Here is a 22314-nt window from a genome sequence, read left to right on the forward strand (position 1 = left end):
TCTTAAATCTTCCACTTTGCAGTTAACGCCTGCGCACGTTTCTACCTACTAATGAAGAATATTTTCAGAAGAAAGCCTCCCTGAGTGTTCTTTCTCTAAGTCATCATGTAGAAATGCTTGCAGCCTTTATGACATTTCCTCTCTGTTCATGTGTCTCTTAGATACTCTTCTCGATCAATGGCTTTACTAGATTATTTATTATTATTTAATTAATAATAAATAGGAAAGATTGTATTGTCAATAGGATATGAAAATGATTTCCCGCTCTATTATAATTTTCCTAGTTGTTTCTTTAGCTTTTTTACTTCCCCTAATGAAAGTCCGAATTCAGAAGCTAGCTCAATCGCATTTGAATTTCCTTCTCTTTGAATAAAATCGTGAAAATCGACGCCTAGTAATTTGGAATCAATTTCACTAGTTGATGAACTTTTTTCACCAAATCTCATGCATTTCACCCTTTTTTCTGTTATTTTTTTATAGTATTACCATGAGAGGCTAAAAAATTTCATCAAAAAATAGTTTCTTGTCTAAATTTGATTACAAAAAATAAGAATAGCATAAAGGAATATACCTTCAAAAAGTAGAATCTTATTGTATGTGAAATTATACTAGTCAGCTTTAGACAATTACGGAAGGAGTGCAGCTTGTTTGAAGAATATAAGATGGATGCTATTACTTTTAGTCAGCATCTTCTTCATTCCTACACAGTATCAACTTGTATCAGCAGAAAATCAATCAACTGTTCAAGCTAATATGGTCATAAACGTTAGAGAAAATCCAGGGCTTGATCAAAATGTTATTGGGAAAATGGAGATAGGAAAAGCATATCCTTTAATAAAGGAAGAAAATGATTGGATTGAAATTCAATATACTCCCTCTTCTACTGGATGGGTAGCCGCCTATTTAGTAACAAAAAACGGACAAAGTACAAATGAAGGCCCAATGGAAAAAGAAGAAGAAACAATTACTTCCCATTCAAACAAAGCCACGATTACAGAGAATGGTCTTCGCTTAAGAAAAGGACCAGGTACAAATTATCAAGTGATTACCACTTTAGGTGAAGGAATTGAAGTCACCATCCTTTCCACAAATAACGATTGGTATCAAATCAGTACAGATTTAGGGTCTGGATGGGTTCACAATGATTATCTCCTGTTTGAAGATTCTTCTATTCATACAGAAACAGGAGTACAAGAAAAGCCTAAACAGGAAATAGCTACTGTTACAGAAGATCAGATTAATCTTCGCAGTAATCCATCTACTAGTGCAGAAATCATCGGAAAAATCAGCATTGGCACTGTAATTACTATAATAGCAGAAGAATCTAATTGGGCAAAAATTCAATACTCTGGTAATATCGGCTGGGTTCATAAAGATCTTTTAAAGAGCAGCGATATAGAAAGCAGAAAAGGAAAAACAATCGATAAGAAAGTTAAACTTCTCTACGATAGAACAAATATTAGAAGCGATGCAACCGTCAATTCAAAAATCTTGCTTGTCGCAGATAGCGGCGAAACCTTTCAAGCAGTAGAAATAATTGATGATTGGTATAAAATTAAACTTGCAGACGGCGAATTTGGATATATTGCGGAATGGCTAGTTGAAGATTCAGCATCAAATGATCCCCAAATTACCAATACTACAGCTACAAATGATTTAAAGGGAAAAACAATCGTTTTGGATCCTGGGCACGGCGGAAAGGATAGTGGCACAATAGGCTTTGTCGGAACACTTGAAAAGACATTAAATCTTCGTACCGCTAAGTTACTTGCTAATAAACTAGAAGCCTCTGGAGCAAAGGTAATCCTAACTAGAAAAAACGATCTATTTATTCCGTTACAAACAAGGGTCGATATAAGCCATTTCTATCATGCAGATGCTTTTATCAGCCTCCATTATGACAGCATCAGTGATCGTTCCGTAAATGGTGTTACAAGCTATTACTACACATCAAATCAGAAAAAATTAGCTACCAGCATACATAAAAGTATCATTGAAGCAACAGATCGAAAGGATAGAGGCGTTAGACAAAATTCATATGTCGTCCTTAAACAAAATAGACAACCTGCCTCTCTGTTAGAATTGGGATATCTAAGTAGTCCTGCTGAAGAACAAACGTTACTTTCTAACAAGTATCAAGAGACCATTACTACAGCTATCTATAATGGCTTAGAGAATTATTTTAGTTATTAAGCCTGTTCATTGAATGGTCATATAAGAAGCAAATAAAAGCCAAACAATCATCTGAGCTTTCGTGATTGTTTGGCTTTATTTCTATCCAGATTACTTATGGTCTAACCTTTTTTAATTGTATAGGAAGCATTCATTTAACATTATTTACTATCTAATATCAATGTTACCGGTCCATCGTTTATTAGCTGGACATCCATCATCGCACCAAAAATACCTGTTTCAACAGTTAGACCATGGCTGCGTAAAAGTGTATTGAATTGATCATATAACACCTTTGCCTGCTCTGGTTTAGCGGCATCCATAAAGTTAGGTCTTCTTCCTTTACGTGTATCTCCATATAGGGTAAACTGGGAAATCGATAAAACGGCTCCCTCCCTATCTAAAATACTTTGATTCATTTTCCCATTCTCGTCTTCAAAAACACGAAGATGGGCAATTTTATCTGCAAGGTATTTAGCCTCTTCCAATGTATCGCTATGTGTAATACCTACAAGAAGAACGAATCCTTTCTCAATAGCGCCAACTATCTCTCCGTCTACTTCTACTTTTGCTTCTCTTGATCTTTGTAATACTACACGCACATTTAAGACTCCTTAGTTCATTATTCTTCGTACAGAATAGACATCTGGAATTTGTTTGATTCGATCAACAACTTTTTGAAGATGATTGACATTTAGAATCATAATACTCATGTTAATCGTCGCAACTTTATTACGGTCAGACTTACCAGATACGGCCGATATATTTGTTTTCGATTCATTAACTGCCTGGAGAACCTCATTTAATAAACCTCTTCTGTCATAGCCGCTTATTTCAATTTCAACATTATATTCTTTGCGGTTATTTAAATTCGTTTCCCATTCAACAGGAATTAGTCGTGCCTTCGCATCATCTGTGTCAATATTTGTACAGTCTGCCCGATGAACGGAAACGCCTCTTCCTTTTGTAATAAAGCCAACTATGTCATCACCTGGAACAGGATTACAGCAGCGAGATAAACGGATTAATAGGTTATCAATTCCCGTTACTCGAACACCAGAAGCGCTCCTTTTATTATTGGAAAAAGACTTTAATTCCGCAACTGCATTTGAAATAGTTGAAATCTGTTCTGCATCTCTTTTCTTCCGCCATTTTTCTGTTAACCTATTGGCCACTTGGAGTGCTGTAATTCCATTGTAGCCTACAGCCGCATACATATCTTCTTCTGTCATAAAATTAAATTTTTCAATTACTGCCTTCACATTTTCGGGTGTAAGAATTTCTTTCAAATCAAATTCCATATTACGAATTTCTTTTTCAACTAATTCTTTCCCTTTTTCGACATTTTCTTCTCTACGTTGTTTTTTGAAAAATTGTCTAATTTTATTTTTTGCTTGGGATGTTTGAGCTATTTTTAACCAATCTTGACTTGGTCCATACGAATGTTTACTCGTATGAATTTCAACAATATCGCCTGTTTTTAACTTGTAATCAAGGGTGACCATCTTGCCATTCACTTTTGCTCCAATCGTTTTGTTTCCGATTTCTGAATGGATACGATAAGCAAAATCAATTGGTACAGAGCCAGAAGGTAACTCAAACACATCTCCCTTTGGTGTAAAAACAAAAACCATATCTGAAAATAAATCAATTTTCAGACTTTCCATAAACTCTTCGGCATTCACGATATCATCTTGGAATTCTAATATTTCTCTAAACCATGTTAATTTTTCTTCCAATGAGGATCCTTCATTTACAGATTTTCCTTCTTTGTATGCCCAATGAGCTGCAATCCCGTATTCAGCAATTCGATGCATGTCTTGTGTACGAATTTGCACTTCTAAAGGATCACCCTTAGGACCGATAACAGTTGTATGGAGAGACTGATACATATTAGCCTTTGGCATCGCAATATAGTCTTTAAAGCGCCCAGGCATTGGTTTCCATCTTGTGTGTATAATCCCTAGTATGGCATAGCAATCTTTAATACTGTTGACGACAATTCTTACTGCTAATAAGTCATATATTTCATTAAACTGTTTATTCTGTAAAACCATTTTGCGATATATGCTGTATATATGCTTTGGTCTTCCGGAAATATCTGCTTGAATTTTTACTTCTGCCGTTCCTTCACGAATTTCAGTAACTACTTCATCTAGGTATTGTTCTCTTTCTGCTCTTTTCTTTTTCATTAAATTTACGATACGATAATATTGCTGTGGATTCATATAGCGTAATGCAGTATCTTCTAGTTCCCATTTAATAGTAGAGATTCCTAGACGATGAGCAAGTGGGGCAAAAATCTCCAATGTTTCATTTGAAATACGACGCTGCTTTTCTGCAGGTAAATGCTTCAATGTTCTCATATTATGAAGTCTGTCTGCTAATTTAATTAGGATAACACGAATGTCCTGCGCCATCGCTACAAACATTTTACGATGATTTTCTGCTTGTTGTTCTTCATGTGATTTATATTTAATTTTACCGAGCTTCGTTACACCGTCAACGAGCATGGCCACTTCACTGTTAAATGCTTTACTTATATCTTGTAAAGTAATTTCCGTGTCTTCAACAACGTCATGGAGAAAACCTGCTGCTACTGTTGCTGGATCCATTTCTAAATCAGCCAAAATTCCTGCTACTTGGATTGGATGAATAATATATGGTTCCCCAGATTTTCTATATTGTTCACGATGAGCCTCTCTTGCATAGTCATAAGCTTTTTCAATAAAAGCTACGTGCTCTTCGTTTAAATATCCTCTAGTCTTATCGATGACTTGTTCGGCGGTTAATACTTGATCGTTCGCCATGTAATCACCTTTCATATTACAATTATATTATTAAAATTTAGCATATTTTAGACATTCTTTCTATCCTACTACTTTTATGCAAGATTACAAAAAAGAATAAAATTTATTTTAGAATGATTATTACTATTATCGAAAAAAAAAGGGAGATTGTAAAGGGATTGGAAGTAAATTTTATACGGAAAGAAAGAAAAATGTCGAATGAAGGCGATTTCTACCTATTCCTAGTAATTTTTTCTTTCTTTTCTTTTCGATTATGAAAAAGAGCGCTTAATCAGCGCCCTTTTTTCATGTATGTGGATTAATATTCCATTAAAGTTAAAATATCATATCCGTCTAAATTTTTACGTCCTTCAAGATAAGACAATTCAATTAAAAATGCAATACCAGCAACAATCCCGCCAAGTTCTTCGACTAATTTAATTGTCGCCTCAATTGTACCGCCTGTCGCTAATAAATCATCTGTGATTAAAACACGTTGACCTGGTTTAATCGCATCTTTATGGATTGTTAATACGTCTTTTCCATATTCCAATCCATATTCTACTTTAATCGTTTCTCTCGGTAATTTTCCTTCTTTACGAACTGGAGCAAAGCCAACTCCAAGCGAATAAGCAACAGGACAGCCAATGATAAAGCCTCTTGCTTCTGGTCCTACAACAAGATCAATTTCTTTTTCTTTTGCATACGTTACAATTTGATCTGTTGCATATCTATATGCATCACCATTATCCATTAATGTTGTTATATCCTTGAATCTGATCCCTTCTTTTGGCCAATCTTCAACGATCGTAACATATTGTTTTAAATCCATTCTTTTACTTCCTCCTCATTATTGACGGATTTCTTTAGAATAAGATCAAACCAATTTTTAAGTTGTTCATAAGATGAATAAATTAATTCATTTTCCAGCTCAAATTGCGCTTGTTTTTGTTGAAAAGAGATAGATTCTGTTAAATCTCTTTTTGGAACATTCTTATTCAGTGAAATAAATCCATCCTTCATTGTAACAAAATTTAATTCAAAAAACACCTTTGACATAAAATCTACCGTTTCTTTACTCCAGCCTTTTCTTCTAGCAAGCTCTCCACCGAATTTTTGGAGGTGAAAATTCCCCTGTTTTGCTAAAAAAGCATAGAACCATTTAAAGTGATCACGAGTTGGCATTGTACTAAAGAAGTCACTTTGTTGTTTATAAAAAACAGCATATATTCTTTCAGGGGCATTGTTAGTTAACAATGTTTTTAGCATATCCAAACTAGGGGGATAATCTGCCAGTACCATAGCATTATTCATTGATTCTAGGAATGCTGCTTGCTCTATTGATTCAATTACCTGATAAGAGACTTGTTCATCCATATCCTTAGGAACAGAATCTTGATGAAAAAAAATCCACTGGGCATTTTTAGGCACTACTTCGTATAATTGATTTACTTTTCTTAAACTGCGATAGTCAAACAGCTGCCAATGAGCAACCTCCATATCTTGAATAAAGATTTGCGGTTTTTTACGATTATTCCATTCGTTTATCGAAAGCTCCCCTAATACAGAAACTTTTGCACTTGGAGAGATATGATCACATAGGTCTCCAATTCCAAATCCTATTCCATCTAATTCAAAATCATTATCTTTTAATATAATCTTTAAATGGTTTTGATTGGAACCTATTTTCCGCATATTGTCGATTTCTAGATCACAGAAGGTTAATTTTGGCTTGGGATTGTCGACTCCAAATGGGGCGAGCATTTGCATTTCCTCTATTGATTTAATAGATATATCACTAATTGAAAAACTGCCATCCACCTTTGTTAATGGAATGAGATTTTCTTCTGTTAATTGTTCAAATGCTAATCTATTTAAACTATCTCTAAGAACTTCTACATCTTCTATTTTTAAAGACATTCCTGCAGCCATTGGATGCCCACCAAAATGAGGTAGAATATCTCTACACGTCGATAGATTTTTATATAAATCAAATCCCTCAATACTGCGAGCAGATCCTTTTGCTATTCCCTTTTCCTTGTCATAACTTAATACAATCGTTGGTCGATAGTACTTTTCTACCAATCTAGAAGCAACTATCCCAACTACGCCGGGGTTCCAGCCTTCTTTCCCTACAATTAGAACACGATTTTCATTTAATGGATAGAGCTCGTCCACTTGTTCCATCGCTTCCAATGTTATCTGATTTACAATCGCTTGTCTTTCCTTATTCGTTTCTTCCATTTCTAATGCTAGTTCTTTTGCAATCTCTGAATCATCCGTTAATAATAAGTCAACAGCCGGATCCGCATTTCCTAATCTGCCAATAGCATTAATTCGCGGAGCAAGCATAAACCCGATTGTTTCTTCATTAATCGTATTTTTGTCGATATTCATTTGACGATATAATGCATTTAAACCGATATTATCCGTTTCTTGCAGTGCCTTAATTCCTTTTTTCGCAAGAAGGCGATTTTCTCCTGTTAAAGAGACAAGATCAGCGATTGTTCCAATTGCCGCAAATGGCAATAAATGATGGGGAACTTTTCCGTAAAGAGCGTGAGATAACTTGAAAGAAACGCCTACCCCTGCTAACTCACGGAATGGATATCCGCTGCCTTCTATCTTCGGATGAATAATCGCAAGTGCCTCTGGCAATATTGGTCCAGGCTCATGGTGATCGGTAATGATTAAGTCTATTTCTAATTCCTTTGCCACTTCCGCTTCATGAACAGCAGCAATACCCGTATCGACTGTAATAATCAATTGAACACCAATGCTTTTAGCATAGCGAAAAGCCCTCTCATTAGGGCCATATCCTTCGGTAAATCGGTTTGGAATATAAAATTGTACATTGGCTCCAAGATCCTCTAATGTTTTCATCATAACGGTTGTGCTAGTTACTCCATCGGCATCATAATCTCCGAATATAAGAATTAATTCCTTGTTAGTAATTGCCTTTTGTATTCGATCTACGGCTATATCCATTCCTAAAAGCAGGAAAGGATCATGAAAATCATTATTATCATCAAATAAAAAAGCTTTTGCTTCCTCTGGTGTATGGTAACCTCTTTTCAATAAAAGTGAGGCAACAATTGGTGCTAGTTTTAACTCTTCTGCTAATAGTAAAATATTTTCTTTATTTGAAGTTTCTTCTTGTATCCATCTTTTTTTGGAACGTAACATTCAATCACCTCAATCTAACTATTATACAAGTTAAAAGAAGTCCTTTCAATGCAAGAAGAATGGAAAAACATGTGGTTGTTTTTATAATTACTTTTTAATATTAAAAAAATTGTTCAATTATCATTCCAAATAACTAAATAGACAAAAAAGATGTCTGAGAAGAAATTAATCGAAGTAAACACTCCCAACGAATTTCTCCTTGCAGACATCCCTTTTTATTTTAGATCTGTTAGAACCTTTTCCTTCTCTTTTTTATCATCCGATTTTTGTTCTAATGCCTTTTTTTCTTTTTCCAATGTTTTAATTTTACGCTGCAATGAATAAATACGAATAATTCCAGCAGAGCCAATGATTAATCCACCAAGAAGAACAGAAATTAATATAACTAAAATAAGCGGCCATTCCCCTTCTCCAAATAAGTAATTAACGGAAACCGGTTCGACATTAATAACTGCAAAGACCGCAACGATTAAAGCAAAAATAATTCCCCAAAGCATATTCCATTGAAATTTCATTTACTTCCCTCCCTTTGTATTTTTTGGTTCTATTATTTCCTATTTTCCATCTTTCCACTATCATAAACAAGGATTTTTTTAGCAAATATACAAAAACCCGCTCCTTTAGGAGACAGGCTTTTGTTTTGTCTTATACTTGTGGCTCGTCTGAAATTGGACGTTTTTCTTTATACGTAATTAAGACACCTTTTCTCTTTAATTCTCTCTTCTTCCAGACATACCAAAGCTGGGATGCAATAAAGATAGAAGAATAGGCACCGCCAATTAAACCAATTAGTAACGCTAAAGAGAAGTTTGTGATTGCACTGCTTCCAAATATTAATAAAGCCACTACACAAATCACAACCGTTATTACAGTGTTTATCGAACGTGCAAATGTCTGTCTAATACTTCTGTTGATAATATCTTTAATTTCTTGTGGTGTTTTGATTCGCTTCTTCTTCGCTAAATTTTCTCTTATACGATCAAAGGTAACAATCGTATCATTAATCGAGTAACCGACAATCGTCAACACGGCAGCGATAAAGGTAATATCTACTTCTAGTCGTGTGAGACTGAAAATCACGACAATAAAGAAAGCATCATGCAGTAATGCTAATACAGCTGCAAGACCCATATATACTTCAAAGCGAATTGCCACATAAATAATGATTCCGATGGAGGCAAAAATTATCGCTTTAAAGGCATTTTTAGCTAGTTCTTTCCCAACAGTTGGTGATACACTGCTGACGTTCGGATCATGCCCATACGTCTTATTAAACTCTGACTTTATCGTATTAATTTTAGCTCGACTTAAATCACCCTTAATACGAATAGCAGCAGTATCTTGCTTGTCACCTGAAATTACGATATCGTCTGCTTTTACATTCAGCTTATCTAAGTGATCTTCAATTTCAGCAGTTGTTAATGCTTTATCTGCCATAACTTCTATACGAGATCCACTTGCAAAATCAATTCCAAGATTAAGCTTGAATATAAACATAATCACAATTCCCGCCACAATTAAAACACTAGAAATTGTGAAAAATACATTTTTATATTTTACAAAATCAAGACGATCAAATTTGGTTGGCAATGTTAAAGTATCGTAATTTTCGCTAATATGTTTAATGTCTTTACGATTGACTCCAAACCACGTAATTTTTTTATCAAACAATTTACTTTTCACTAGTAAACCGAGTAATAATCTAGAACCATATACAGCAGTAATAAAACTTACTAATATACTAACAATTAAGAGTGTAGCAAACCCTTTTACTGAACTTGTCCCATAAATAAATAGAACAATCGAAGCTATAATGGTAGTTAAATTTGCATCAAAAATGGTTCCGATGGAGTTTTTATTACCTGCTTGAAAAGCAGCTCGCAGCGACTTTCCTACCCTCAGTTCATCCTTAATTCTTTCATAGGTAATGATATTAGCATCTACGGCCATTCCAACACCGAGAATAAGTGCCGCAATTCCTGGAAGTGTTAATACCCCTTTCATTAAATCAAGAACCAACAGATTTAAATAAACATAGATGGACAATGTAATGATAGCAACTAATCCAGGCAGACGGTAATAGAGAAGCATAAATAAAAATACTAGGCCTACACCAATGATACCCGCATATACTGTATCTTTTAACGCTTGATCTCCAAACTGTGCGCCAACACTTGTCGAATATTCTTCCGTCAATTTAACCGGCAATGCACCAGCATTTAATAATTCAGCTAATCTGGTCGCCTCATCTACTGTAAAATTACCAGTTATAGATACAGTATCCGAGTTAATCACTTCACTTACCATCGGTGCAGATAAGAATTTTGGTTCTTCTTTCGCTGCTTCCGCATTATAAGAATCCCCTTCTTCAAAGTCTAACCAGATGACTAACGGACTACCTAAAACTGATTGTGTTATTTCTTTAAACTTATTTGCATCTTTTAGTTTTAATGAAACACTAGGTTTTCCATACTGGTCAAATTCTTGACTTGCTCCTCCCTGCACTAAATCAGAGCCATCTAGTAATTTCTTATCTTGAATATCTCTGAATGTTAGGTTAGCTTCAGTTGAAAGCATTTCTCTTGCTTCATTTTGATCTGTTATACCAGCAAGCTGCACTCTTATTCGGTCTTTTCCCTCTATTTGAATAACAGGCTCGCTTACTCCTAAAACATTTATCCTTTTATCTAAAGCTTGAGCTGTGCTTTTTAAAGCGGCTTCATCAATTTTCGCTTTCCCCTTTTCCAGTGGTTCTACTTTATAAAGAACTTCAAATCCACCTTGAAGGTCTAATCCAAGCTTAATATTGTCCAAAATTTTATTTGTTGTTCCTCCCATTAATCCTGCCGCCAAGACAATGATTAACAAAAAAGCAACAATTCTACTGCGTTTAACCATTATGTATTAATCCTCCTCATGAAATACAAAGCAGAAACTTCCTCAACTAATACTAGCCATATTCATTGTTATTTATCAAAAATGATGTCCTCTTTTAATATGAACCTTGCAATCAGCTGTTATTCTATTTCTGCGGCTCACTTCTTTCCAGTAATTAAACTAACAATTTCTTCTATAACTTAGAATAAACTCATTATGGAACAGTTTATCATGACTGTCAATTTGTATAGAAAAATATACTAGTAAAGTTATTCTAATTGTCACATAAAGTTAACGACTTGTCTTTTATTACCACCATCTCCAAACCATCATCAACTATAAAAAAAGAATAATGGAAGAATTTCTGATTAATAAAACTCCTTTACTTCAGTAATTCTTTTTTTTCTTCTTCTGATAAGACAGAGAATAGATCTGCCGTTTTATATGCCTCGATAGTGGCAAAGTTCATATAGTCTACTACCTTAACATTCAGTATATCCTGTACAAGCTCCGAAATTCTGATATCTTGAGCGGGCTTTCTCCATTTTTTATTCGTTAAAAATGCCCATAGCTCGTCTTCCTTAATAGTCTCATAGCCAAGTAAATGAAACTCTTCTAACTTGCTGTTTAATACAGGTTTAACTTGTGAACGATATTGGTCATATATGTGTGTTGATGTTGACGACATTCCTATTCACTCCATTACAGTCATTTTATCTTACTTTTAAACATGGGAGCTATCTCCTTTTACTTCTATACCTCCATAATGCTAAGCAAACCATTTTACCTAGAAAAAAATATGATTCCTTTTTCATACTAACAATAAAATATCGTCTCTTCCTTACAACAAACTTACTTTTATAAAAAACCTTGTCATGCTTTGTCCACTCTGTTGCATATAGATAATTGTATAGTATTATTCGCTATTTGAGAAGGCAGGTAATAGAATGTCTAAGTTTTTAAAAGGAACAATGATTTTACTTATAGCAGGATTTATTACTAGAGTTCTTGGATTTATAAATCGAATTGTTATCGCACGATTTATCGGAGATGATGGTGTTGGACTCTACATGATGGTTTACCCGACAATGATATTAGTTGTAACCATCACTCAGCTTGGACTGCCTGTAGCAATCTCTAAGAATGTAGCCGAAGCCGAAGCAGCAGGGAATTTACGAAAAGTAAAGAGCATCTTAATCGTTTCCTTAAGTACAACTTTAGGTCTAACAGTGATCTTTACTCCAGCTTTATTTCTTTTAGCACCCTATCTTTCTCAAACCCTATTTACAGATGAAAGAACTCTTTTACCACTTCTTGCGATTACGCCAATTATCCCAATAATCGCTGTTTCATCTGTTTTGAGAGGGTATTTTCAAGGCAGACAAAATATGAAGCCAGCTGCAATTTCTCAAGTGATTGAACAAATCGTTCGGATTGCGTTAATTGCGACTTTAACAAAAGCCTTTCTGCCTCTTGGAGTCGAATATGCTGCTGCAGGGGCAATGCTCGCTTCTGTTCTTGGAGAACTAGCGTCTTTATTCTATTTACTAGCATCATTTAAATGGAAAAAAAAATTTCATTTACGGAAAAAATTCTTCCAATATGTACATAATGGAAAAAATACTTTCCAAGAACTAATGACAATTGCTTTACCAACAACAGGAAGCCGAATGATTGGCAGCATCGCTTGGTTTATTGAACCCATTGTTGTAGCACATAGCTTATCATTAGCTGGTCTTACTGCTATCAATGCAACAAAACAATATGGAGTATTAACTGGTTTTGCACTCCCACTCTTAATGCTGCCATCCTTCTTTACTCAATCATTATCAACATCTCTTGTGCCTGCTATTAGTGAAGCAAAAGCTAATAATCAACTAAAGCTAATCGAACATTTATTACAGCAAGCACTTAAATTCACCTTTATGACAGGTGGACTTGCCATTGTAGTCCTATATGTGTTGGCTGAGCCTTTAATGACCGTTATGTACGGAAGCACGCGAGGCACTTCCTTTATTCAGCTAATGGCACCGTTCTTTATTCTTAATTATTACCAAGGTCCACTTCAGGCTACTTTGCAAGCCTTAAATTTTGCTAGAGCAGCAATGATTAACAGCTTTATCGGAGCAGCCGTTAAAACAGCATTAATTTTTATTCTTGCAAGTCGACCAGAGTTTGGAATTTTCGGAGTAGCTATTGCCTTAATTGTTGGGTTTGTTTTAGTAACGATCCTTCATTTTGCTACAATATTAAAAACAATTAGTTTCTCGATTATTGTGAAAGATTATATAAAAATGCTGCTTGTTATTTTGCTGACTGCTTATCTTGGCTCTCTTTTAGTCAAAACAATAACGTTCCCTTCCATTCTGATACAAATCATCAGTATTACTAGTATAATCTGTATCTTTTATATCATATTGCTTTTTCTTTTCCGTTTAATGAACAAAAAAGATTTAGCAAAAATCCCTTGGATTGGTCCATTTTTTTCTTAAAACTTTTTCAACTGTAGCAACCAATGAGAATTCCGCTTCTCACTGGTTGCTTTTTTACTGAAAGATTTCACTGTTGTTCTTTCTTTAATGATCAATCACATCAATATAAAATTCACCGTCTTGATAACTGCAAAAGGAGATGTTTTTTATATTAACATATCCTTTATCTTTTAATTGCTGTCTTAACCATAGATTAGTTTTTCCTATTCTCTCTAGGTTGCTCTCTTGAATAATTCCATCCATAATTAATGGAATAGTAATAGATGACTTATTTTCTTCTTTTTCAAATACAGAAAGTTTACCTGATGTTTCTAATATGGCAAACTCTACATCTGCAATATTGCGGATATTTTTTTCTCTAAGCTGAATTAATAAGTCATCATAATTATAGCGCTGGCTTCTCATTGCTTTTTCGTCAATTTTACCATTTTTGATAATTAATGTTGGTTCTCCCTCAATAAAATCACGCATTTTTTTGCTTTTTAAAGAAAAGAACGCAAGAAGCACTTGAATGGCTAGTAGGATAAACATTGGAAATAGCGTTGGTAAAATGGGATCCTTATAATCTTCTATAGCAACAACAGCAATTTCTGCGATCATAATGAATACAACAAGATCTAGTATGCTTAATTCCCCTATTTCCCTTTTTCCCATCATTCGAAAAATAAGAACGATTAAGAAGTAGATCAAAATCGTTCTAAACAAAATGATCAAATACTGGTCCACATTATCTCCTCCGATCAAATATGTTCTCTTTTAATCTGCTCCATACGATAAAAATAATACAGAAAAGTAGCAGTATAAGGATGAGAGAAAAATGTGTTTTTAAATATTTTTTAATTCTATTTTCTTCCTTCCCGAATATGCTTGTACTAGAGAACTTTTATAGAAAACTTTAAATGTTTTGGAAAGGAGAGGTTTACAATCGGAGAGAGTAAACATGTTGGCAGTTCTGTTTTATACGGTCTAATTGCCATTTTCATTATGTTAATAGCAAGCAGTTTGTTCTTTTCCCTATTATTAAGATTTACATCTATTCAAGAATCATCCCTGCGATATATTATTACAGCCGTATCCTTTATAACTTTATTTGCAGGTGGTTTTATTTCCGGCGGGAAAGGTAAGGAAAGAGGTTGGTTTCTTGGGGGACTCACGGGGTTCATCTATTCCATCATCATTTTTTTATTTTCCTTTCTAGGCTCTGACCAACTATTTACGATAGAACAAACCATTTATCATGTATGTTATACCCTTATTTGTATGATGGGAGGTATTTTGGGGGTAAATCTTTCCAAAAAATAAACAACTAAAAATCCTTCGATAAAATACAAAAGTGCAATCTTATTTTTTAAGACTGCACTTTTTTTTACTTATTGTTCTGTTTTTTCTAATGTTGGACTAGCTACTGCAGCAGAGGATTCTACTACTTCACGAATTGCATTACGATCAAATGTCAGGCGTGAGCCATCTTTTGATTTTAATACAACCGTTCCTTCATCAATTGCATCGATTGTAGCATGCATGCCGCCAATCGTGACAATCTTGTCCCCTTTTTTTAAGCTACTTTGCATATCACGCACAGCTCTTTGACGCTTTTGCTGTGGACGAATTAGCAAGAAATAGAATAGTACAAACATTAAAATAAACGGTAGTAAACCAGCTAAATTTCCCATCTATATTTCCCCTCCTTTCAAATTCTCTATTAAAAGTTTTTAGCGTTTGGTTTATTAAAACCATAACGTTCGAAAAACTCTTCTTTAAAATCTCCTAAACGGTCGTTTCTGATTGCGTCTCGGACATTCTCCATTAAGTTTAACAGAAAATATAGATTATGGTAAGATGTAAGCCTTATTCCGAATGTTTCGTCACATCGAATAAGGTGACGAATATATGCCCGGCTATAATTTTTACAAGTATAGCAATCACACTCAGGATCCAATGGTCCAAAATCTCTAGCATATTTAGCGTTTTTCACAACAAGACGGCCTTCACTTGTCATCACCGTACCATTTCTTGCTATTCTGGTTGGTAACACACAGTCAAACATATCAATCCCACGAATTGCACCATCGATTAATGAATCTGGTGAACCTACTCCCATTAAATAACGCGGTTTATTATCTGGCAGTAATGGCGTTGTAAATTCAAGGACACGATTCATCACATCCTTAGGTTCCCCAACTGATAATCCACCGACTGCATAGCCAGGTAAATCTAAAGAAACTAAGTCTCTTGCACTTTGTTTGCGAAGCTCTTCGTATTCTCCACCTTGAATAATACCAAATAAACCTTGATCCTCTGGACGTTTATGTGCCTTTAGGCAGCGTTCTGCCCAACGAGAAGTTCGTTCCACTGATTTCTTCATATAATCGTATTCTGCTGGGTAGGGCGGACACTCGTCAAATGCCATCATAATATCTGACCCTAGGGCATTTTGTATTTCCATTGCTTTTTCTGGGGAAAGGAATAATTTATCCCCATTTAAGTGGTTGCGAAAATGTACGCCTTCTTCTTCGATTTTGCGGAAATCACTTAAACTAAAGACTTGAAATCCGCCCGAGTCCGTCAATATCGCTTTATCCCAATTCATGAATTTATGAAGCCCGCCTGCTTCTTTCACAATGTCATGACCTGGTCTTAACCATAAATGATAGGTATTACTTAAAATGATATTTGCTCCCATCGTTTTTAAATCTTCTGGTGCCATTGTTTTTACTGTTGCTAACGTTCCAACTGGCATAAAAGCCGGCGTTTCAAAAGATCCATGGGGTGTATGGACAATCCCCAATCTGGCGCCTGTTTGCTTACAAGTTTTTATGAATTCATAACGTATTGCTGTCAAATTTATTTTCTCCTTCATATAAAGTGAATCTTTCTCAGATTCATGATTAATTTTCCGTTTTTAATGAAAAAATATCTAGTAACTAAAAAACAGTAGAATCGACTATATTATTCTAAAGAATATTACTGCGAAACTCAAGCAATTGATAACCTATCATGATGATCGATTACTTATTGTATAAACATTGCATCGCCAAAACTAAAGAAGCGGTATCTTTCTTTGACTGCTGTTTCATACGCATGAAGAATGTTCTCTCTTCCTGCCAGTGCGCTTACTAGCATAATTAACGTCGATTTAGGCAAATGGAAATTCGTAATCATGCCATCAATTCCTTTAAATTCATATCCAGGGTAAATAAAGATACTTGTCCATCCACTGCTTTCTACAAATTCACCATTATTGGCAGAGGCAATTGTTTCAAGCGTTCTAGTTGAGGTTGTACCTACAGAAATTATTCGTCCGCCTTGACCTCTTACACTATTTAATAAGGCAGCTGTTTCCTTATTAAGCTGATAAAACTCCGCATGCATTTCATGTTTATCTACATCCTCAACGTTTACTGGTCGGAAGGTGCCAAGACCAACATGCAGAGTAATAAAGGCAATATGTACACCCTTTTTCTTTAGTGCATCTAACAATTCTGTTGTAAAATGGAGCCCAGCTGTTGGAGCTGCCGCAGACCCCCTTTCCTTCGCGTAAACAGTTTGATAACGATCTTGGTCGTCTAGTTTTTCTTTAATATAGGGAGGCAGCGGCATCTCGCCAAGCTGATCCAAGATTTCGTAAAAAATGCCCTCATATTGAAAATCAAGAATACGCCCACCGTGTTCCAACTCTTTTACACAAACTGCTTTTAGTGTTCCATCTCCAAAGGAAATAACGGTACCTTCTTTGACTCTTTTGGCTGGCTTGACAAGTGTTTCCCACTTGTCATCTTTTTGCTGCTTCAGCAATAAAACTTCAATATGTGCTCCAGTATCTTCTTTTTCACCATGTAATCTAGCTGGCAATACTCTTGTATCATTTAATACTAAACAATCTCCAGGATTAATATACTCATATATATCTTTAAACTTGCGATGTTCTAAATCGCCAGTTTCTTTATTAACGATCATGAGTCTGCTGCTTGTACGATCCTCTAAAGGCGTCTGCGCAATTAATTCTTCTGGTAAATAAAAATCAAATAAATCTACTTTCATATCTGTCCACCTATTCTCTTTTATACAATCTTTTTTAGCGAAATTTCCCGATAAAATAAAAAACTAAAGATAAAATGATACTAATCACAATACAAGTTGTAATTGGAAAATAAAAAGTTGAATGCTCTTTTTTAATCAAAATGTCACCAGGAAGTTTTCCAATCGGCACAAACTGCATTACTAATCCAATAAGAAATACAATCACACCAATAGTCATTATATACTTAGGAATATCATTCATTATTTTCGTCCTTCATACCGCTTATTCTTTTCTATTATTTAAATGTTTCCATCAATCCAATTTTATATTTAAATGTTCATAAACAAGATGTGTGACGCTTCTCCCTCTAGGAGTGCGCTGCAAGAAACCAATCTGCAGTAAATATGGTTCATAGACATCTTCAATCGTATGTGCTTCTTCCCCAATTGTTGCAGCAATGGTTTCTAATCCTACTGGTCCACCTTTAAATTTATAAATCATTCCTAGTAATAATTTATGGTCAATATGATCTAACCCTAAACGGTCCACTTGCAAAAGTTCAAGGGAATGGTCTGCCAATTCTTTCGTAATCATTCCATCACCCTTTACTTGTGCAAAATCCCGCACTCTTCGTAAAAGGCGATTCGCAATTCGAGGTGTACCTCTTGATCGTCTAGCAATTTCCCATGCTGCAAGGTCCTCTATTCCAATTTGAAGTACATCTGCTGTTCGGGAAACAATATCTTTGAGTTGATCTACCTCATAATATTCCAATCTAGACAGAACCCCAAAACGATCTCTTAACGGTGCAGAAACGGAACCCGCTCTAGTAGTCGCACCAACAAGAGTGAATGGAGGTAAATCTAGGCGAACTGATCGAGCACTGGGACCTTTGCCTATTACAATGTCTAAACAGTAATCTTCCATGGCAGGATATAAGACCTCTTCTATAGCTCGCGGCAAACGATGTATTTCATCAATAAATAACACATCCCCAGGCTCTAAGGCAGTTAAAATTGCTGCTAAATCACCTGGCCTTTCGATTGCTGGACCAGCAGTTGTACGAATATTAACTCCCATTTCATTCGCAATAATCGTTGCAAGTGTTGTTTTCCCTAAACCAGGGGGACCATATAATAATACGTGATCAAGAGCCTCTTCTCTATATTTAGCCGCTTCGATAAACACTTTTAAATTTTCTTTTACTTTATCTTGCCCAATATATTCCTGTAATTGAATGGGTCGAAGACTTTTTTCAAATGATAAATCTTGTGTATCTGCTTCACTTGAAATAATTCGATCATCCATAACATTCACTCCTTTCTTCTAGATAATCGTTTATCCACATTTATCTTTTTAAAAGAAGCTTCAATGCCAATTTGATATAACCATCTGTTGATAACTGTTCCTTCTTTAAATGTGGGATAATTTTTTTGACTTCTTTCTCCGAATATCCAAGTGCAGTTAAAGCAAGCATCGCTTCATCCATTGCTGAATCACTTTCTGCTTTCGCTACATGCCTTTCTACTGTAAATAAATTCGGGGAGAAATCTGGCATAAACTCTGCTAATTTCCCTTTCAAATCCAAAATCATTTGTCTTGCTGTTTTCTTGCCAACACCAGGGAACTTCACAAGGAATGCTTCATCTTCCGCTTCAATAGCGGATATTACTTGGCTCGGTTCTCCAGATGCAAGGATAGCCAATGCTCCCTTAGGTCCGATTCCTGAAACGTTAAGGAGCTTGGTAAATAAAGCTTTTTCATCTTGCGAACGAAAACCGTATAAGCTAATATTATCTTCTCTAACATAATGGTATGTATATACAGTAATCTTACTACCAGAAAAGGCAGAAAACGAAAATGGATTAGGTGTTTTAATCTGATAACCAATCTCATTATTTTCCACTACGATGTATTCTGGTCCAACAAATTCTACATTCCCTTTTATATATTCGTACAAATTATATTCTCTCCCTTATAAAGAAAACTTCCAAAAGTAGGGCTCCGTGCCCCTTAAGTGTGGGATAAATCCTAGCCCTTATTTTATCATACTATTTTGTAGAACTGCTATTATAGATGATTTTCATAATATTCTTGCAAAAAAAAAGTGAGCAGATTCGACACGTTTACTGTGTTTCCTCTGTTCACTGATAATTCCTTAATTAGTAGTTTCAATTGTTGTTAAGTTTTTAAAGGTTTCAAGTACTTTTACATAACGATCTCTTGATTTAATCGGAATACCTTTTTGTAAATCTTCATGTTGTTTCGACTCCAGCTTCTTTAAATCAAGCTGGAAAAAGGACTGGATAATGTTCTCTTCAGCCGGTTTTCCATTATAAATGGTTAAAATCCCTTCTTCATTAATGCCAAAATAACCATTTGTTTTCAACAATGGAGATATATCATCAACTTCTTGTTTAAAAACAAGCTCTCTGCTTGTCATATCTACCAGCTGCCATTTATCATACTTTGACCAGAAATCTTCCATCGACCATACTGTCTCTTCTATTGTTTCTTCACTCACTTCTCCGTCTAAATAAATCCTTTGCAATACGACTTGCAATTTTTTAGGATTCTCATTTTGAGAGACACCGCTTCCAGTCTTTCCATATACTTGTCCGTTTGATAAAAAGACAGTAAGAATACTGACAAGAAGAACAGTTGAAAATAAAAGGAATCTGGTTTTCATTATAACCACCTCTTCACATTACTCACAACAGCAGCTTTATTTCCAAGGAAATAAGGTACTGTCAATCTAAAGTTTGGTTTTAAACAACCTTACTCTCTATTATTCTCACCATAAAAAATAATTTCATTCCTAATTTTTAGCAATCTTATATTGGAGGGTTCTCTCATAGCGTATCGTAGTAACTCTCTCCAGGTGGAATCATAATGAATCCTATTTCAATAGTTCGTTTTTCTGTTTTAGGGCATGTTTTATATTAACCATCGCTAATCTAATCCCCTCTATAAACGACACTTGAGCATGCCATCCAAGATGGACTTGTGCCTTCTTTGTTGAAATTCTACTTTTCTCTCCTTTTTTCAAACCCACGCGAGGAAGAGAATCTTCATTTATCAATGACTGAATAATAGAGACAACTTCTTTCATTGAATATTTTTCCATCGGACAAATATTAAAAATTTCATTCGTGCCTTTATTTAAACTAGAAATAAAGGCTTTAACAGCATCACTAATATGTAAAAAATGTTTCTTATCTTCTCCGTCTTTAAAACAAATAGACGGACGATTTTCCAACACATTTTTGATTGTTGTTTCCACTATACTTTCGTTCTGCTTCTAGAAGGAATATTCTCCATATAAAATAGGAAATCGTAAAATCGTATAAGAAAGACCATATAATGTATGATAATGTTGTATATATTTCTCCACTATCTTTTTCGATAATCCTTCAAATAGCACTGGTTGTAAAACCATATCCTCTGTGATCACATCTTCCAAGTCCCCATAAACTGCTATGGTAGACGGAAAAATAATTTTTCCTACTTTAGCTTCCACACATGCCTCCAGTACTTCAAGCGTACGAGCAATATTCTTCTCTGAATGTTCAAAGGAATCTTTCATTTTGTTAGACATAATTGGCTCATTTGATAAGTCAATTACACAATCGATTTGATACTTTTCCATTAAATCTGCTAATTCCATCTTGTTCAAGAAAGTGTTTACTTGATGATGAACTAGAGAGGACAGGATGCTATTTTCTTTTTTCCGATCAGCTACTATGTAACAAACTTGCTTGTTTGAAAGTTCTTGCATTAGAGCATGTCTAATTTTATTCTCTTGTCCACCTACGATTAGCACTCTCACTATATATCCCTCCGCCATTTTCGGCTTTTAACTAACATTTTATAAGTTCTTTATAACGAATGTATTTTTCATTATAAAGTATATCTCTTTTCTCTTGTAATTTCAATAACTAATTCATTATATAGAACGATCCTTTTTCTATTATAATCATGCTTTTCTTCTTGTATATTTGGGGGAATATCGTCTATCACTTTTAAAACGTTTCTAATAAAGAACGAATGGGCTAAAAACTAACCCCAAGTGGTTATACCACTCAAAGTTAGTTTTTTTATTATCTATTGTCCCTAGCTGGATTTAAATCCTGAAAAATATTTTCAATATTATGGTTAATCGTTTGCCGCGGCTGACCATTTCGAATCGAACGATTTATATCTTCTATACTGTTAAATATTCCTCTATCTGTGATGATTGAAATGTCTCTTCCGTTTAGTGAATCATTTAGTTTGTCTTTTACCTGCGCTTTTGTTTTGGCCACATTCTTTGTATTTTCCACTTCCAATGCAACTAAAACGTTCTCTCCATAAACAAGCGTACGTGCATTTTTTACATTATCCATTTTAGTAACTCGATCGGATATTTTTTCAGCTAATTCTGTGTCATAAGATACTCTTTCATTCTGATCATTTATATTTACGTTATCACGATTGTTGTGATTATTTACATTTCTTACGTTTGTTCTGTTTCTATTGTTTACATTCCGAACATTGGATCCATTTGTATTTCCTTCATCCCCAAAAGTATGGTCCATCATTTCTGTAATTGGTCCATCATTATCGGCATTCCCAACGCCATTGTTTCCTTCATGCTGTTCATTTGAATAATATCCAATTGGCCTAGTATTATTAAGGCGATTTCGATCAGCAGTTTGATCCTCATTTACACCACAACCTGTTAATCCAAAAGACAATGTCAACAGAACTGGAGCAACTAGTTTAACTTTACGCATAG

The 22314-nt window shown here is 34.9% G+C and carries 20 protein-coding genes, 1 pseudogene and 1 other annotated feature (1 of these 22 running past the window's edge); of the genes and pseudogenes, 3 read left to right on the plus strand and 18 right to left on the minus strand.

The genetic code is table 11. The features are described 5' to 3' along the window. Window positions 1–187: a binding site (T-box leader), on the minus strand (it extends 46 nt beyond the left edge of the window). Window positions 188–269: 82 nt separating this feature from the next. Continuing rightward, complete coding sequence (locus NSQ89_RS13970; protein WP_047944312.1) at window positions 270–446, minus strand: hypothetical protein; 177 nt, start codon at window positions 444–446, stop codon at window positions 270–272. A gap of 202 nt (window positions 447–648) precedes the next feature. On the opposite strand from NSQ89_RS13970, the gene NSQ89_RS13975 reads away from it, so the two are divergent. Continuing rightward, window positions 649–2193, plus strand: coding sequence for an N-acetylmuramoyl-L-alanine amidase (locus tag NSQ89_RS13975; RefSeq protein ID WP_341132788.1), 1545 nt, complete (start codon window positions 649–651; stop codon window positions 2191–2193). A gap of 140 nt (window positions 2194–2333) precedes the next feature. Here the strand turns inward: NSQ89_RS13975 and dtd are convergent, their stop codons facing one another. The 7 genes from dtd to NSQ89_RS14010 all read right to left on the minus strand — a co-directional run bounded on the left by dtd (window position 2334) and on the right by NSQ89_RS14010 (window position 11712). Then, window positions 2334–2774, minus strand: a complete 441-nt coding sequence (dtd, locus tag NSQ89_RS13980; RefSeq protein ID WP_095258103.1) for a D-aminoacyl-tRNA deacylase — start codon at window positions 2772–2774, stop codon at window positions 2334–2336. Window positions 2775–2786: 12 nt separating this feature from the next. Next, window positions 2787–4982: a RelA/SpoT family protein gene (locus NSQ89_RS13985; RefSeq protein WP_095322630.1), complete on the minus strand. Its 2196-nt coding sequence runs from the start codon at window positions 4980–4982 to the stop codon at window positions 2787–2789. A 298-nt stretch (window positions 4983–5280) separates the two neighbouring features. Next, the gene (locus NSQ89_RS13990; RefSeq protein WP_047944308.1) at window positions 5281–5793 is read right to left on the minus strand and encodes an adenine phosphoribosyltransferase; all 513 of its coding nucleotides are present in this window, start codon (window positions 5791–5793) and stop codon (window positions 5281–5283) included. Next, window positions 5784–8147 (minus strand): single-stranded-DNA-specific exonuclease RecJ, encoded by a 2364-nt coding sequence (recJ, locus tag NSQ89_RS13995; RefSeq protein ID WP_061800801.1) that lies wholly within the window; start codon window positions 8145–8147, stop codon window positions 5784–5786. Before recJ ends, NSQ89_RS13990 begins: the two co-directional genes overlap by 10 nt. Before the next feature lie 215 nt (window positions 8148–8362). Beyond that, complete coding sequence (locus NSQ89_RS14000; RefSeq protein WP_047944306.1) at window positions 8363–8662, minus strand: LapA family protein; 300 nt, start codon at window positions 8660–8662, stop codon at window positions 8363–8365. A gap of 130 nt (window positions 8663–8792) precedes the next feature. Then, entirely contained in the window at window positions 8793–11045 is a 2253-nt protein-coding gene (gene secDF / locus NSQ89_RS14005) for a protein translocase subunit SecDF (RefSeq protein ID WP_047944305.1), read from the minus strand. Between the two features lie 361 nt (window positions 11046–11406). Beyond that, window positions 11407–11712: a post-transcriptional regulator gene (locus NSQ89_RS14010; RefSeq protein WP_047944304.1), complete on the minus strand. Its 306-nt coding sequence runs from the start codon at window positions 11710–11712 to the stop codon at window positions 11407–11409. 259 nt (window positions 11713–11971) lie between these two features. Here NSQ89_RS14010 and spoVB point away from each other — a divergent pair, with 259 nt between their 5' ends. Next, on the plus strand, window positions 11972–13516 hold the full coding sequence (gene spoVB, locus NSQ89_RS14015; RefSeq protein ID WP_047944303.1) for a stage V sporulation protein B: 1545 nt from the start codon (window positions 11972–11974) through the stop codon (window positions 13514–13516). Between the two features lie 84 nt (window positions 13517–13600). Here spoVB and NSQ89_RS14020 read toward each other — a convergent pair whose 3' ends face one another. Continuing rightward, window positions 13601–14242 carry a DUF421 domain-containing protein gene (locus NSQ89_RS14020; protein WP_047944302.1) on the minus strand — a complete coding sequence of 214 codons (642 nt, stop codon included), beginning with the start codon at window positions 14240–14242 and terminating at the stop codon, window positions 13601–13603. 198 nt (window positions 14243–14440) lie between these two features. Between NSQ89_RS14020 and NSQ89_RS14025 the strand changes: the two genes are divergently transcribed. After that, the gene (locus tag NSQ89_RS14025) at window positions 14441–14818 is read left to right on the plus strand and encodes a TIGR04086 family membrane protein (protein WP_341133164.1); all 378 of its coding nucleotides are present in this window, start codon (window positions 14441–14443) and stop codon (window positions 14816–14818) included. 68 nt (window positions 14819–14886) lie between these two features. Here NSQ89_RS14025 and yajC read toward each other — a convergent pair whose 3' ends face one another. The 9 genes and pseudogenes from yajC to NSQ89_RS14070 all read right to left on the minus strand — a co-directional run bounded on the left by yajC (window position 14887) and on the right by NSQ89_RS14070 (window position 22312). Further along, window positions 14887–15189 (minus strand): preprotein translocase subunit YajC, encoded by a 303-nt coding sequence (yajC, locus tag NSQ89_RS14030; RefSeq protein ID WP_047944300.1) that lies wholly within the window; start codon window positions 15187–15189, stop codon window positions 14887–14889. A 29-nt stretch (window positions 15190–15218) separates the two neighbouring features. Continuing rightward, window positions 15219–16358, minus strand: coding sequence for a tRNA guanosine(34) transglycosylase Tgt (gene tgt / locus NSQ89_RS14035; RefSeq protein ID WP_341132789.1), 1140 nt, complete (start codon window positions 16356–16358; stop codon window positions 15219–15221). A gap of 170 nt (window positions 16359–16528) precedes the next feature. Further along, window positions 16529–17557, minus strand: coding sequence for a tRNA preQ1(34) S-adenosylmethionine ribosyltransferase-isomerase QueA (gene queA / locus NSQ89_RS14040; protein WP_061800803.1), 1029 nt, complete (start codon window positions 17555–17557; stop codon window positions 16529–16531). A 34-nt stretch (window positions 17558–17591) separates the two neighbouring features. Further along, entirely contained in the window at window positions 17592–17798 is a 207-nt protein-coding gene (locus NSQ89_RS14045; protein ID WP_047944297.1) for a DUF2905 domain-containing protein, read from the minus strand. Window positions 17799–17849: 51 nt separating this feature from the next. Next, a complete protein-coding gene (gene ruvB, locus NSQ89_RS14050) occupies window positions 17850–18845 on the minus strand; it encodes a Holliday junction branch migration DNA helicase RuvB (protein WP_047944296.1) in 996 nt (331 codons plus the stop codon). A gap of 40 nt (window positions 18846–18885) precedes the next feature. After that, complete coding sequence (gene ruvA, locus NSQ89_RS14055; RefSeq protein ID WP_341132790.1) at window positions 18886–19497, minus strand: Holliday junction branch migration protein RuvA; 612 nt, start codon at window positions 19495–19497, stop codon at window positions 18886–18888. A 198-nt stretch (window positions 19498–19695) separates the two neighbouring features. After that, window positions 19696–20226, minus strand: a complete 531-nt coding sequence (locus tag NSQ89_RS14060) for an intercompartmental signaling factor BofC (RefSeq protein ID WP_061800804.1) — start codon at window positions 20224–20226, stop codon at window positions 19696–19698. A gap of 210 nt (window positions 20227–20436) precedes the next feature. Continuing rightward, window positions 20437–21384: pseudogene (locus NSQ89_RS14065) on the minus strand (NAD-dependent epimerase/dehydratase family protein). A gap of 253 nt (window positions 21385–21637) precedes the next feature. Beyond that, window positions 21638–22312 carry a YhcN/YlaJ family sporulation lipoprotein gene (locus NSQ89_RS14070; protein ID WP_047944292.1) on the minus strand — a complete coding sequence of 225 codons (675 nt, stop codon included), beginning with the start codon at window positions 22310–22312 and terminating at the stop codon, window positions 21638–21640. Between the last annotated feature and the right edge of the window lie 2 nt (window positions 22313–22314).

Origin of the sequence: Niallia sp. FSL R7-0648, from assembly GCF_038007005.1 — a bacterium.
In the GTDB taxonomy this organism is placed as follows: Bacteria; Bacillota; Bacilli; order Bacillales; family Cytobacillaceae; genus Niallia; species Niallia circulans.

Bases quoted from the DNA above. Each gene is read 5' to 3' on its own strand.
- NSQ89_RS14070 (WP_047944292.1), bottom strand. From the start codon at position 22,312: ATGCGTAAAGTTAAACTAGTTGCTCCAGTTCTGTTGACATTGTCTTTT.
- secDF (WP_047944305.1), bottom strand. From the start codon at position 11,045: ATGGTTAAACGCAGTAGAATTGTTGCTTTTTTGTTAATCATTGTCTTG.
- spoVB (WP_047944303.1), top strand. From the start codon at position 11,972: ATGTCTAAGTTTTTAAAAGGAACAATGATTTTACTTATAGCAGGATTT.
- NSQ89_RS14060 (WP_061800804.1), bottom strand. From the start codon at position 20,226: ATGAAAACCAGATTCCTTTTATTTTCAACTGTTCTTCTTGTCAGTATT.
- ruvB (WP_047944296.1), bottom strand. From the start codon at position 18,845: ATGGATGATCGAATTATTTCAAGTGAAGCAGATACACAAGATTTATCA.
- recJ (WP_061800801.1), bottom strand. From the start codon at position 8,147: ATGTTACGTTCCAAAAAAAGATGGATACAAGAAGAAACTTCAAATAAA.
- NSQ89_RS14000 (WP_047944306.1), bottom strand. From the start codon at position 8,662: ATGAAATTTCAATGGAATATGCTTTGGGGAATTATTTTTGCTTTAATC.
- yajC (WP_047944300.1), bottom strand. From the start codon at position 15,189: ATGGGAAATTTAGCTGGTTTACTACCGTTTATTTTAATGTTTGTACTA.
- NSQ89_RS13990 (WP_047944308.1), bottom strand. From the start codon at position 5,793: ATGGATTTAAAACAATATGTTACGATCGTTGAAGATTGGCCAAAAGAA.
- NSQ89_RS14045 (WP_047944297.1), bottom strand. From the start codon at position 17,798: ATGAATGATATTCCTAAGTATATAATGACTATTGGTGTGATTGTATTT.
- queA (WP_061800803.1), bottom strand. From the start codon at position 17,557: ATGAAAGTAGATTTATTTGATTTTTATTTACCAGAAGAATTAATTGCG.
- NSQ89_RS13985 (WP_095322630.1), bottom strand. From the start codon at position 4,982: ATGGCGAACGATCAAGTATTAACCGCCGAACAAGTCATCGATAAGACT.
- NSQ89_RS14010 (WP_047944304.1), bottom strand. From the start codon at position 11,712: ATGTCGTCAACATCAACACACATATATGACCAATATCGTTCACAAGTT.
- NSQ89_RS13970 (WP_047944312.1), bottom strand. From the start codon at position 446: ATGAGATTTGGTGAAAAAAGTTCATCAACTAGTGAAATTGATTCCAAA.